General features: G+C 41.4%; 14 protein-coding genes. 7 read left to right on the top strand and 7 right to left on the bottom strand.

The window, feature by feature from the left end; all coding sequences use genetic code 11:
* From A5N85_RS05920 to proC, 5 genes are all read right to left on the bottom strand, one after another.
* Positions 1–383: GNAT family N-acetyltransferase (locus A5N85_RS05920; RefSeq protein ID WP_143143201.1), on the bottom strand; the 383-nt coding region annotated here is incomplete at its 3' end.
* A 37-nt stretch (positions 384–420) separates the two neighbouring features.
* The gene (locus tag A5N85_RS05915) at positions 421–627 is read right to left on the bottom strand and encodes a hypothetical protein (protein WP_072576409.1); all 207 of its coding nucleotides are present in this window, start codon (positions 625–627) and stop codon (positions 421–423) included.
* Positions 628–634: 7 nt separating this feature from the next.
* Entirely contained in the window at positions 635–2,494 is a 1,860-nt protein-coding gene (gene mnmG, locus A5N85_RS05910) for a tRNA uridine-5-carboxymethylaminomethyl(34) synthesis enzyme MnmG (protein ID WP_072576408.1), read from the bottom strand.
* 64 nt (positions 2,495–2,558) lie between these two features.
* Positions 2,559–3,080: a YggT family protein gene (locus A5N85_RS05905; RefSeq protein WP_072576407.1), complete on the bottom strand. Its 522-nt coding sequence runs from the start codon at positions 3,078–3,080 to the stop codon at positions 2,559–2,561.
* A gap of 1 nt (position 3,081) precedes the next feature.
* Positions 3,082–3,924 carry a pyrroline-5-carboxylate reductase gene (gene proC, locus A5N85_RS05900; RefSeq protein ID WP_072576406.1) on the bottom strand — a complete coding sequence of 281 codons (843 nt, stop codon included), beginning with the start codon at positions 3,922–3,924 and terminating at the stop codon, positions 3,082–3,084.
* Between the two features lie 123 nt (positions 3,925–4,047).
* Between proC and A5N85_RS05895 the strand changes: the two genes are divergently transcribed.
* The 7 genes from A5N85_RS05895 to A5N85_RS15070 all read left to right on the top strand — a co-directional run bounded on the left by A5N85_RS05895 (position 4,048) and on the right by A5N85_RS15070 (position 13,114).
* Positions 4,048–5,085 (top strand): type IV pilus twitching motility protein PilT, encoded by a 1,038-nt coding sequence (locus A5N85_RS05895; protein WP_115306181.1) that lies wholly within the window; start codon positions 4,048–4,050, stop codon positions 5,083–5,085.
* A gap of 9 nt (positions 5,086–5,094) precedes the next feature.
* Entirely contained in the window at positions 5,095–6,312 is a 1,218-nt protein-coding gene (locus A5N85_RS05890; protein WP_072576404.1) for a PilT/PilU family type 4a pilus ATPase, read from the top strand.
* On the top strand, positions 6,312–8,201 hold the full coding sequence (gene parE / locus A5N85_RS05885; protein WP_072576403.1) for a DNA topoisomerase IV subunit B: 1,890 nt from the start codon (positions 6,312–6,314) through the stop codon (positions 8,199–8,201). Before A5N85_RS05890 ends, parE begins: the two co-directional genes overlap by 1 nt.
* A 23-nt stretch (positions 8,202–8,224) precedes the next feature.
* Positions 8,225–8,767 carry a hypothetical protein gene (locus tag A5N85_RS05880; RefSeq protein WP_072576402.1) on the top strand — a complete coding sequence of 181 codons (543 nt, stop codon included), beginning with the start codon at positions 8,225–8,227 and terminating at the stop codon, positions 8,765–8,767.
* A 79-nt stretch (positions 8,768–8,846) separates the two neighbouring features.
* On the top strand, positions 8,847–11,087 hold the full coding sequence (gene parC, locus A5N85_RS05875; RefSeq protein ID WP_072576401.1) for a DNA topoisomerase IV subunit A: 2,241 nt from the start codon (positions 8,847–8,849) through the stop codon (positions 11,085–11,087).
* A complete protein-coding gene (locus A5N85_RS05870; protein WP_072576400.1) occupies positions 11,084–12,844 on the top strand; it encodes a choline/carnitine O-acyltransferase in 1,761 nt (586 codons plus the stop codon). The genes parC and A5N85_RS05870 overlap by 4 nt, the downstream gene beginning before the upstream one ends.
* Positions 12,845–12,910: 66 nt before the next feature.
* Positions 12,911–13,114, top strand: coding sequence for a hypothetical protein (locus A5N85_RS15070; protein WP_143143200.1), 204 nt, complete (start codon positions 12,911–12,913; stop codon positions 13,112–13,114).
* Positions 13,115–13,219: 105 nt separating this feature from the next.
* Here the strand turns inward: A5N85_RS15070 and A5N85_RS15065 are convergent, their stop codons facing one another.
* Entirely contained in the window at positions 13,220–13,438 is a 219-nt protein-coding gene (locus tag A5N85_RS15065; RefSeq protein WP_282955993.1) for a transposase, read from the bottom strand.
* A 15-nt stretch (positions 13,439–13,453) separates the two neighbouring features.
* Positions 13,454–13,633 (bottom strand): hypothetical protein, encoded by a 180-nt coding sequence (locus tag A5N85_RS15060; protein WP_143143198.1) that lies wholly within the window; start codon positions 13,631–13,633, stop codon positions 13,454–13,456.
* Positions 13,634–13,703 lie beyond the last annotated feature (70 nt).

The raw sequence follows: 13,703 nt of genomic DNA, 5'->3' as shown, positions 1-13,703 counted from the left end.
GCTAATGTGTAAATATGCTGAAAAAGGGCTGTACCGATACCTTTATGTTGATAATTAGGGTCAACATAAAAACAATCAATATGGCCAGTTTGTCTATCAAATTCAATAAAACCAACAGGTGTATGGTTTAAATAAGCAATTATTGGCTGGGTTTGTATAAAGCGTTGATGCCAGTCAATTAAAGAGCGTTTTCCTATCCAAGCATGTTTTTGTTTAATGTTATAAATTTTATTATCAATTGCAAGAATAGCGCGTTTAAAAATAGACACTAAAGCTGCAGTTTTTTCGGCACCATAGTCAGAAAGGATATAGGGCTTTGTTATCATTGGTGGATATGATGATTTCTGGTAGTGTTTTGAAAATAATACAATATAATTTTTCAAACCACTACCAAATATTTTTGGAGGAACTAAGCTAAATTTAGTCCAAGATAGGATAAGATTCGCCGTCCCACTTGTGCTCAGGATCTGGAATGAAGGTTATTCCACCTTCGTAGCCGTTGCTAATAAGCCAGCCACCAAAAACAGGACTACGATAGCAGTCGGGAACATTTTTGTTCCGACTTTTTAATTTTTGCCAATCAAGTTTAGGGGTATTTTTAAATGGGTTGGGAATATTTAATGCCATAAGTATCCTATGTGGTTTTATTGTGTTTTTTCAATGTAATCAAAAGTAATGAAAGTGCAGCCGGCGTCATACCTGGAATGCGAGCTGCTTGGTCTAAGTTTTCTGGTTGTGCCTTTTGCAACTTTTCAGCCACTTCTGCGGAAAGTCCTCGTACAGCAAGGTAATCAAAAGGAACTGGCAGACGTTGAGAGCGATTTTTTTGTAGTTTTTCTACTTCCGCATATTGTCGCTCAATGTAGCCCGCATATTTTGCACGGATGTCGATTTGTTCAATAATTGCATCGTCTAAAGGAATGTCAGCGCCTGCTACATTTGGTAATGCCATGAGTGTTCGATAGTCCAGCTCAGGACGTTTAAGTAATTCTGCAGCCTGAATGCCTTGTTGGATTTCTGGGTATTGTGCAGGACGAATGGTTAGGATTTTTAAACGCGCACTTTCTTTTTCCAAAGCATCCATTTTAGCTTCAAAATGGCGCATACGATGTTCATCCACACAGCCTAGTTCAAAACCAATAGGAGTTAGTCGTTGATCAGCATTATCTTCTCTTAAAAGCAGACGATGCTCTGCACGGCTGGTAAACATTCGATAGGGTTCTCTAGTTCCTTGTGTAATTAAATCATCGACAAGAACGCCGATATAGGCTTGGTCTCTCTCCGGATACCAACTGTCTTTTCCTTGTACGCGGCGAGCAGCATTGATGCCAGCAAGAATCCCTTGTGCACCAGCTTCTTCGTAACCTGTCGTTCCATTGATTTGCCCGGCAAAGTAGAGATTTGCAATGGTTTTGGTTTCAAGGGTGTGTTTGAGTCCTTGAGGATTAAAGAAATCGTATTCAATGGCATATCCCGGACGGGTAATAACGGCATTTTCCATGCCTTTGATGCTTTGGATGTATTGAATTTGCGCTTCAAAAGGCAAGCTTGTAGAAACTCCATTGGGATAAAGTTCGTTTGTCGTTAGGCTTTCAGGTTCGATAAAGACTTGATGACTGGTTTTATCTGAAAACCGCATCACTTTATCTTCAATGGATGGACAGTAACGTGGTCCAAAGGCATCTACGATAACACCAGCATATATTGGCGCTTGGTCAATGTATTGACGGATAATATCATGCGTACGTTCATTGGTATGCGTAATGTAACAAGAAATTTGACGAGGATGGTCGCTTGGTTTTCCTAAATAGGAAAAAACAGGAATAGGAGTGTCACCAGGTTGTTCAGTCATGACGCTATAATCCACGCTACGTGCATCAATTCTAGGCGGTGTTCCTGTTTTCATTCGGCGAGTGTCAAAAGGCAAATCACGTAAGTGGCCTGCTAATTCTAATGAAGGCGGGTCTCCCGCTCGTCCTCCGGCAAAGTTATTAAGACCGACGTGGATTTTACCACCTAAAAAGGTTCCAGCGGTTAGAATGACGGTATCCGCACTAAAGTTGATTTGATGTTGTGTATGTACGCCAACAACTTGTTCGCCGTTTAAGATAAGTCCAGTAACAGGCGTTTGAAAGATATCTAGGTTTTCCTGTGTTTCAACAAAATGTCGAACCGCTGCTTTGTAGAGAATTCGATCAGCCTGCGCGCGAGTCGCGCGGACAGCAGGACCTTTACGGCTATTGAGTATCCGCCACTGAATACCTGCACGGTCAGCAGCTTTTGCCATAATGCCACCTAAGGCATCTATTTCTTTGACTAAGTGTCCTTTACCAATTCCACCAATGGCTGGGTTACAGCTCATTTGTCCAATGGTTTCGATATTATGGGTGAGTAAAAGCGTTGTAACGCCCATACGGGCAGCGGCGCAAGCGGCTTCAACACCGGCATGCCCACCACCAACAACGATAACGCCGTAATGTTTAGGATAGTTCATTCTGAATGTAAGCAATAAAAAGCGTTATTTTAAGCAATTTTATCGCTTTTTGCTGAATCAGTTTTTAGACTAAGCTCAAATGTACCAATGCAGGAATGATATTGTCTTTGACAAGATAAAGTAAAAAGAGTGCTATGATTGGCGTAAAGTCTAGCATTCCTAGCGGAGGGACAATTTTTCGTATGGGCTGCATTAGCCATTCGTGACAAGCGCGGCAAATTTGAATTACTGGTTGCTGTGGTGGCGTTTGTAGCCATGAGGCAATGACGACAATAAATAGGCTGTAAATCATAATGTTTAACCATGTGCCAAATAAAAGCGCAAATAAGCCTAATTGAATGCCACGTAAAATGCTATGGGTGGTAATAATGCCAACAAGTAAAGCAATTGCCCCAGCGACCAGTAATGCGGAAGGGTCATGGCGAGTGCGAATATTCGCTTTTTTAGCCAATTCACGAGCAGGTTTGATAATTGGATCGGTTAGCTCAAAAAGTTTACGCATTAAGGGGTTAAATTGTAAATGGTAACGTTCGCCATGATAGCGAATGATAAAAGCAGCAATAATTATTTGAAAAATAAATAGCATATTACCAGTCCTTTGTTAGTTTATCGGCAAGGGCTCTGCTACGCATAACCGCAGCATGCAAGGTTTCTTCAAGGATAGGGTCAATCTTATGTTTTTCAAGAATGTTAATAGCCGCTTCAGTCGTTCCGCCTGAAACAGCAATTTTTTTCACAAAAGTGGAAAAGTCGTTTTGATGTTCGCTTTCTAAAGTAAGCGTTGCTGCGCCTAAAGCAGTTAAGCTAATGATGTCAAATAGCTCATCTTTTTCAAAGCCGTATTGTTCGCCTGCATGCATCATTGCTTGCATTAGGCGGAAAAAGTAGGCTATTCCACTACCTGATAAAGCAGTAATGCCATCTATTTGGGTTTCGTCATCTAACCATGCAGTTGAGCCAATGGCTGAAAAGATGTGATCAATTAAGGCTTCATCAGATTCGCTTAGGTCGTCATCGCTATAAATACCGGTTAGTGATACTTGATAGGCAGCACCCATGTTAGGCATAGCGCGTACAATGGTAACGTCATTGCCTAAGATTTTTCGATAGTCTGCAATTCTAATGCCAGCGGCGACGGTAATTAGCATAGTATTAGAAAGGTCGTATTCAGCAAGTTGTATAAGTAATTCATGCATTTGCTGAGGTTTGACACCAATGAAGAGGTAAGCCGCATTTTCAATGACATCAGCGTTATCCAGGCTAACAGGTAGTCCAAATTCTTGTTTGAAAGTGTCTGCGCCTGCTTGCGTTTTGGTAGAAACTAATATTTGTTTTGCGGTGATAATTGGTTGGTCGCTTTCTAATATTCCCTTGATAATGGCGCTATTCATATGGCCTGCACCAATAAAGCCAATTTTCTCATCAAACATATTTTCCCTTCAGGTCAGTAGGCGAATAACAGTGGCGATGTTATCATGTTTTTTACTTTACGGTAGGCGTGTGCGTGCGCGCTTGTTCAAGCAGTACTTTAAAAGGAATGAATTATGGCTGAATTGAAATTAGATGATCTGTTGCGTTTTGCTCAAAAACAAGGCGCGTCTGACTTACATATGAGCGCGGGACTGCCGCCAATGATTCGTGTGGATGGGGATGTTCGTCGTTTGAATGTGCCACCGCTAGAAAATAATGATTTACGAGAAATGATTTTCTCAATTATGACAGATTCGCAAACTAAAAGTTTTGAGGAACATTGGGAAGCGGATTTTTCAACGGAAATTCGAGGTGTTGCGCGTTTTCGTGTAAACGTATTTAACCAAAACCGTGGTATTGGCGTCGTTTTCCGAACCATTCCTAGTAAGGTATTATCTTTAGAGGATTTAAATGCACCTGAAAAGTTTAAGGAAATTATTGATGTTCCTCGTGGCTTAGTCTTGGTTACAGGCCCGACAGGTTCTGGTAAATCTACTACTTTGGCAGCAATGCTAGATTATATTAACGATACGAAGCACGAACATATTTTAACGATTGAAGATCCGATTGAATTTGTGCATCAATCTAAGAAATGTTTGGTAAACCAACGGGAAGTACATCGTGATACGCAAAGCTTTTCAAATGCACTCCGTGCAGCGCTTCGTGAAGACCCTGATATTATTCTAGTTGGGGAGCTTCGAGACTTGGAAACCATTCGTTTAGCCTTAACAGCGGCAGAAACAGGTCACTTAGTCTTTGGAACTTTGCACACCTCATCAGCAGCAAAAACAATTGACCGGGTTATTGACGTATTCCCCGGTGAGGAAAAACAATTGGTTCGCTCAATGCTTTCTGAATCTTTACGCGCCGTTGTTGCGCAAACGCTTTTGAAGAAAATTGGTGGCGGACGTGTGGCAGCGCATGAAGTTTTAGTAGGAACTTCTGCGGTGAAAAACTTGATTCGTGAAGATAAAGTTGCACAGATTTATTCGATGATTCAAACGGGTGCGCAACATGGTATGCAGACGCTTGATCAGGCGTTATCTAATTTGGTTCGTAGCGGGCAGGTTGATAAGATGGTGGCTGCCTCTAAGGCGCATGATAAAAATAATTTTATGTAAGAGGATGTTATGCATATTGAGAAAGAGAATATTCGTTCTTGGTTTGATAAATTAGTCACTTTTGCTGCCGAGAAGAAAGCATCTGATATTTTTATCAATGCAAATTTGCCTGTTGCCGTTAAGCTTGATGGTGAGTTGAATTATTTACCTAAAGCACTAATGGATGAGGAAGATGTTTATAACCTTATTCAAGAGATTACTCGTCCAGAAGCTTATCAAGAATTCATGGATAATTATGAATTAAACGTCATGGTGGAAGTCCCTGATGTTACCTATTTGCGGGTAAACGTTTATATGCAGAGAAATTTACCTGGTTTGGTATTACGTTTAATTCCTGCCATTATTCCTAGCTTAGATGATCTGGATTTACCACAGCCGCATGTACTAAGAGATTTATCAATGGTTAAGCGGGGATTGGTGATTATCGTAGGGGCAACAGGTAATGGTAAGTCAACCACACTCGCTGCCATGGTAGATCATCGCAATCAAAACTCCCAAAATCATATCATCACGGTAGAAGATCCAATTGAATTTATGCACCAAAGTAAAAAATCTGTGGTCATTCAACGAGAAGTAGGGGTTGATACCAAAAGTTATGGGGCTGCATTGAAAAGTTCTTTACGGGAGGCACCAGATGTTATTCTAATTGGGGAAATTCGAGATGTAGAAACCATGGGATATGCGATGCAATTCGCAGAAACAGGGCATTTATGCCTAGCAACCTTGCATGCCACGAACTCTGTGCAAGCACTTGAGCGGATTTATAACTTTTTCCCATTAGACCAACGGGAAAAATTGCAAATGGACTTAGCTGAAAACTTGAAATGTTTGGTTACGCAACGATTGTTACCACGTAAAGGTGGTGGTCGTGTTGTGGCAATGGAAATGATGATGAATACACCTTATATTTCGCAACTGATTACAGAAGGACAAATTGATAAAATTCATGAAGTCTTAGAACGCGGTGAGGCAACAAAAGGTGTCTTTAGTTTTGACCGCTGTATTTTTGATCTTTATGAAAAAGATGTGATTGAATTTGATCAAGCATTGCAATATGTCCACTCAGCGAATGACTTCCGAATTAAGGTGCGGACACAATCTAAGCGTCGCTTACCAGAAGAGTTGCAATCGGCAGGCGATACATATTCTGTGCAAAGTGATGATAGCTTAGAACACGAGTTGTTAATGAAAGCTCGTGAAGCACGTAAGGCGTCACGAGGCAGTTAATGGGACAATATAACGCATCGGACTTAGAGCTCCTTAAGGGGCTCGATCCTGTTAAAAGACGGCCGGGAATGTATACCGATACCACCCGGCCGAATCACTTAGCCATGGAAGTGATTGATAATAGCGTTGATGAAGCATTGGCAGGCTACGCTAAAAAAATTCAAGTCACTTTGTATAAAGATGGTTCTTTGTCTGTTAGTGATGATGGTCGAGGAATGCCGGTTGATATTCACCCTGAAGAGAAAGTCAGCGGAGTTGAGTTGATTTTGACACGACTACATGCAGGTGGGAAATTCTCAAGAAAAAATTATGCTTTTTCTGGTGGGTTACATGGCGTCGGGGTTTCAGTGGTTAATGCTTTATCTAGGCGTTTGGAAATTAGCATTGAGCGCGATGGGCAGCTGTGGCAAATGGCGTGCGAACATGGCGAGATGGTCGAGCCATTGCGTGCAGTAGAAGCGATTGCGAAAAAAAAGCACGGAACGACGTTACGCTTTTGGGCAGACCCGTCTTACTTTGATTCGCCCAATTTTTCAGTGAGCAAACTCAAACACGCTCTAAAAGCAAAAGCGGTGTTATGCTCAGGATTAGAAGTGGTGTTTCATAATGAAAATGACGGAGAAACAGCGCGTTGGCAATATCAAGAAGGCTTGTATGCTTATTTAAGCGAAGCTCTACAAACTTTTGACACCATTCCAGCAGAACCTTATTGTTTGACACATGAAGATGAACAAGGGCAACTAGATTTAGCACTGTGTTGGGCGGATGGTACGGGCATTGAAAGCATGAATGAGAGTTATGCGAACCTTATTCCGACCATTGGCGGCGGCACGCACGTTAACGGTCTGCGCACAGGATTAGTAGAAGCCTTACGCGAATTTTGCGAATTTCGGCAGTTATTACCACGTGGGGTAAAACTTACACCTGATGACGTATGGGATGGCTGTCAATATGTTTTATCCATTAAAATTCCTGAACCGCAGTTTGCCAGCCAAACAAAAGAGCGATTAAGCTCTAGACAGGCAGCATCATGGGTAGCTAGCGTTGTAACGGATAAGTTTGGAATATATCTCAATCAACATGCAGAATGTGGTGAAGCGCTAGCGCAGCGTGCAATTAGTAATGCACAAAAACGGTTACGAGAAAATAAAAAAGTTGTTCGTAAAAAAATTACCCAAGGCCCAGCCTTGCCTGGCAAATTGGCGGATTGTGTTAGTCAAGATTTAGCAGTCACTGAACTTTTTTTAGTAGAGGGTGATTCGGCAGGCGGTTCTGCAAAACAAGCACGCGATAGGAATACGCAAGCGATTATGCCATTGCGTGGAAAAATTCTAAATACTTGGGAAGTGCCGAGTGATGAAGTGATGGCGAGCCAAGAAGTCCATGATATTGCTGTTGCGATTGGAATGGATCCGGGAAGTGAGGATTTAAGCGGATTACGCTATGGCAAAATTTGTATATTGGCGGATGCGGATTCCGATGGTTTGCATATTGCGACTTTAATTTGTGCGCTAATGGTGCGTCATTTCCCCGCATTAGTGAAAGCAGGGCATCTATATGTGGCGATGCCACCGCTTTATCGATTAGATGCGGGTAAACGGGTGGAATATGCACTAGATGATAGTGAACGTGAAGCGATGGAGCGCAATATCCGTCGTGATGGATTTACTGGCAAAATTCACGTGACTCGCTTTAAAGGCTTGGGCGAAATGAATCCGCCTCAACTGCGCGAAACCACTATGAATCCAGATACCCGACGTTTGGTGCAACTACAATTAGATGAAGAAAATGCGGCGTTGATTATGGATATGTTGCTTGCCAAAAAGCGTGCGGCAGATCGTCGGGCATGGTTAGAGCAAAATGGTGATGATGCAGATTTATTAGAATGACTTTATAGAATGAAGGAGAAAGAATGAATATTGTTTTAACGTTTAATATGCGTTTACAACCGCAAGACCGACATGATTTAGAGGATGTTTTAGACCAGTTTTTAGAAGATGAAAACTTAGGAGAAATTGTTGGCGGTGGCACATCAATTTCCAAAGAAGGAGAGCCAGAGTCTTGTGATATTTCTATAGATCTTAATCATGATGATAATCTGGAAAAAATTATTCATTTGTTAACGCAAATGAATGTGGTTGCTAAAGGCTCAAGCTACCGTATTGGAGAGGAATCCTCAAACTCTTTTGGGACACTAGTGGGGGTGGCTATTTATTTGAATGGTACAGATTTAGCAGATGAAGTCTATCAAGAAAATGATGTTAACGATTTGATTTCGGAAATATTAGACGAAATGGGTGAAAATAATCGGATATTTAGTTGGTGGGATGGCCCGAGGGAAACAGCATTTTATTTTTATGGACAAGAATTAGCACCATTAATGGCGGTGCTTCAAGAAAAACAGCAAACGCATCCTTTATGTGAAAAATCTCGCTTAGTGGTATTAGTTGAATAACTAATTATATTGACTATATTTTTAAAAAAAGCAAAAAAATAACCAATACTATCATAGACTTAGTTTTAAAAGGAAACTCATGTTGTTAGAAGAACAACAGCCGTTGGCGGCGTTTACGGAAAAAGCGTATTTAGATTATGCGATGTATGTCATTCTTGACCGCGCATTGCCGAGTATTGCAGATGGGTTAAAGCCTGTTCAGCGGCGTTTGGTCTATGCAATGAGCGAATTGGGATTATCCGCAACGGCAAAATATAAGAAGTCGGCGCGCACGGTGGGCGATGTTTTGGGGAAATATCATCCGCATGGCGATAGTGCGTGTTATGAAGCCATGGTGTTAATGGCGCAGCCGTTTTCTTATCGTTATCCGCTTGTTGATGGGCAGGGAAACTGGGGCAGCCCTGATGACCCGAAGTCGTTTGCCGCGATGCGCTATACGGAGTCGAAGTTAACGCCTTATGCGAAATCTTTATTGCAAGAGTTAGCGCAAGGCACAGTAGATTGGCAGCCGAATTTTGATGGTACTTTGTCAGAGCCTGCGCGCTTACCCGCACGGTTACCCAATATTTTGCTCAATGGCGGTAGCGGAATTGCGGTGGGCATGAGTACAGATATTCCGCCACATAATTTGCGTGAAGTGGTGTCTGCATGTCAGGCATTATTAGAAAATCCTGATTTAAGCGATGCGGCATTACTCAGTTATATTCCTGCGCCAGATTTTCCCACAGGTGGGGAATTGATTACGCCAAAAGCGGATTTAGCGAAGTTGTATCAAACAGGTAGCGGTAGTGTGAAATTGCGTGCGCGCTATGTGTTGGAAGACGGCAATATTGTGATTGAGCAGTTGCCCTATCAAGTCAGCGGTGCGCGGGTTCAAGAGCAGATTGCTAAGCAGATGCAAGAGAAAAAGTTGGCATGGCTTGAGGATTTACGCGATGAATCCGATCATGAACAGCCAACGCGATTGGTTTTGGTGCCACGTTCTAATCGCGTCGATACGGAACGCTTAATGCAGCATTTGTTTGCAACGACAGATTTAGAAAAAAATTATCGCGTGCAGTTTAATATGATTGGCTTAGATGGTAAGCCACAAGTGAAATCATTGAAATCGATTTTAACGGAGTGGTTACGCTTTCGAGAGCAAACCGTCATTCGCCGTTTGGAACATCGCTTAGCTGCGGTGGAGTCACGCTTGCATATTTTAGATGCATTATTGTTGGCATATTTAAATTTGGATGAGGTCATTCGCATTGTTCGCGAGGAAGAACATCCAAAAGCAGCATTGATAGCTACTTTCGGTTTAGATGAAGAGCAGGCGGAGGCCATTTTAAATACGCGGTTACGGCATTTGGCACGTTTGGAAGAAGTCAAAATTAGAGATGAACAACACGCGTTATTAGCAGAAAAAGCACAGCTAGAGCAACTACTCAGTAATCGTCAAGCGTTACATAGATTGATTAGTGATGAATTGGCAGAAGATGCCCAAGCGTATGGCGATGCTCGGCGGACTTTATTGGTAGAGCGTGAAGCAGCGCAGGCTTTGGAGGAAAGTGAGTTACTGCCGAGTGAAGCTATTACGGTTGTCTTATCAAAAATGGGCTGGGTACGCGCAGCGAAGGGGCATAATATTGATGGCAGTAGTCTGAATTATAAGAGTGGCGATGATTTCCTTTTACAGCTACCTGCTAGAAGTCATCAAAATGCCTGTTTATTAGCCGATACTGGACGTTGTTATACTTTACCCTTAGCGAAATTGCCGTCTGCTCGTAGCTATGGAGAACCTTTATCAGGAAGCTTAACGTTAGAAAATGGTAGTCGCATTGTGAGTGCGGTTGTGATTGAAGAGGCATCGCATTATTTGATTGTTGCAGATAATGGTAGTGGATTTATTGTGAGTGGTAGTGAGCTTATTAGCCGAACCAAAACGGGAAAAGCATTGATTACGCCTAGCAAAAATGGAAGCGCATTAGCGATTATTCCCATTCAACCATCAAGCGATAGTATTTTGGCAGTGAGTAATGAAGGTCGAGCGGTAATTGTTGGTGCTGATGAATTGCCAATGATGAGCAAAGGTAAAGGCAATCAAATTATTGGTATTGCGAAAAAAGCCTATGATAGTGGCGCACGCTTAACGCAAATTGAAGTTTTAACGCCTCAAACAGATGTTATTTTATTTAGTGGTAAACAAAAGATGCATTTGAGAGCGGCAGATAGGGCAGATTTTCAAGTGGCTAGAGGGCATAAGGGATATTCATTACCAAAAGGGTATCAAAAAATCGAGCGTATTGAGCGGGTTGAGAAAGCTGAGGAAACGCAATGAAAACCCTACCGTTGCCAACATTATCCTCAGCCATAGAACGATTAACGTATTGGATATCGCCCTTATTGGAAGAAAGTGTTTTAGAAAAGACGACGCAAGCAGTAGAGCGCTTTACTAAACAAGATGGTGAGGCGTTGTATCACGCGCTAGAAGTGCAAGCAGCTGCAAAAGCCCCTGATTCTTGGTTGATTGATATTTGGCGACGACAATTTTTAACGGAGCGTGATAGCTTACCCTTGACCAATAGTAATGCCACCATGCAAATTGATTGGCATGCGCCTCAGCAAGGTTTAAAAAGAGTGGCGCATTTTATTATTGCAATGGCGCATGTTCATCGGCAATATGAACAAGATGCGATAGCCAGCCAAGCATTTTTAGATCAAAAAGGGCAAGCATTGTGCTTAGCGCAATGGGAAGTGTTACGTGGTGCAGATCGTCGACCTGCAAGTCATAAAGATGAATTGCAAATACAGGAAAATGAGGGTAAGCAAAAGCGCCATATTATCGTTTTATATCGAGGATATGCTTGGAAAGTTTCTCTAATGGATGAAAAAGGCAATATTGCCAATCCTGCACAATTAGAGAATGTTTTGTATGAGTTGGTTCAAGTTACGACAACCAATAATGATATTCCTTTTACCGCTCCATCCATTTTGGATAATGAAACGGCTCTAGAAGTCCGCGCGCAACTGGTTTCAAGAGATGAAAATAGTCGAATTATTCAGCTGGTAAAAAGCGCATGGTTTATCGTATCTATCAATACGCATCATTATAGCGATACCGCAGAAACTTTTTTTGATGCAGCTTTTGGGCAAGGCAATAATTTTTGGGCATATAAACCGATTAATTATTGTTGTTATGTTAAAGATAATCGGATTTTTGTGCATTTTGACAGAAGCCATATTGATCCTGCGGCTTTGGAAGATATGATTGCTTTAGGGCAAACGCAATTTAATCAAAAACCTTTTAAAAGAAAAAATCAGTTGCCTGAAGATTTATCTATGAGCGCTATTAACTGGACTATTGATGGACAAAAAAACAATGGCAATACTCGAGAGTTTATTGGCACTTTTAAAACCATTTACGATGGCTTAGGAGAGTATCAAAGACGAACTCAGGCGTTTATGGTAACGCTTTATGATGTCTTTATGACGGATGAAGAACAGCGCTTACTACGCGATTATAACAATGCGGGTATTATTCAAATTTTATTGCAATATGCGCAGCTTAATGTCTATGGAGAAGTAAGAAATACTAGCGAAATGATAGATATGCGGCATTTTCTAAATGGTCGTATTGATATTATTCCGACGGTTACTAAAGATAGCTTGGAATGTGTGCAAGCCATTTTTGATAATGAAAATACCATTGATTTATTAAGAAATGCTGTCAATGCGTATAATAAGCGTTATGCACTTGCAAAAAATGGTGGAGGAATTTATGGTTTTTGGTTTGCAATGCAATATATGGCAGAAGTCCAAGGCTTAGAGGTACCATTATTTCAAGATAAAGGAATTCTTTCGCTTACTCGTCCATTTATTACAACGATTGGTTGTGGAGAAAATCCTATCGGCGGACATATTGTTTTTCCACCTGCAGATCCCGATGGATTGACCATTAGCTACCGTAGTGGAAGAAACTATTGTAATTTTGTGCTAACGCATAGACGTAGCAAAATCAATGAAGTAGAAAAATTTACCAGAGCGATTGGTAGCGGGCTTAAGCAAATATTATTAATGCTAAGAGAAATGGCTTAACTGATTGCAGTAAATAATGAGCATGCCCAGCGTTTTCATTGCTCACAGACAGCTATTCACAAAGCATTGAAGAAACTTGGTATTAGCTATAAAAAAACACTAAGGCCTTCAAAAGCTAATCAAGATGATAGGGAACGCTTTAATGAGAGCATCGCTAAGTATCAAAAAGAAGAAACTCCGATTGTTTATCTTGACGAGAGTAGCTTTAGAAGTCAGTGGTTACATCGGTATGGATGGTCTGTGAAAGGACAACGTTGTTACGGTGAGTAGGATTGGCAGATGAAAAACCAAACCCATACTATAGGAGCATTAGGTAATGGCAACCTCTTTGCTGTTGGGTTATTTGAGAGCAGTATTAACGGAGATATAGTGCAATCATCTAAAACCCAACCCAATCCAAAGCAGATAAAAGCATAAAGTATCAATACAATCCATCCGCCATTCTTTGCGTATTTGCTTAATCCAAGCCCACATCTTTTCAATAGGATTTAAGTCTGGACTATAAGGGGGTAACCAAACTATCTCATGCCCATGCTCTTCAATGATTGCTTGAATATCACTGCGTTTATGAAAGCGGACATTGTCCATGACAATTACACTGTTTTTAGGTCACTCAGGTAACAGTGCTTCTCTCACCCAATGAGAGAAAATATCGCTGTTAATAGAACCATCATATAAGCGTAAGGCAAACAATTCTCCATTGATAATGGCTCCAATCGCATTGCTCTGGTTCTTTAAATGCCAGTTATCACTTCCATGACAAACTTGTCCTTTTGTGCATGTAGCCATAACGTTCTATGATCAAAGGCTTTAAAACCACGATTCATCAAGATAAGACTATCGGTTTCGTCTTGAGCGG

The organism is Suttonella ornithocola (assembly GCF_001889065.1).
Classification (GTDB): Bacteria; Pseudomonadota; Gammaproteobacteria; order Cardiobacteriales; family Cardiobacteriaceae; genus Suttonella_A; species Suttonella_A ornithocola.
Note: the sequence above shows the minus strand (reverse complement) of the source record. Positions and strands in the feature narration are given on the sequence as shown.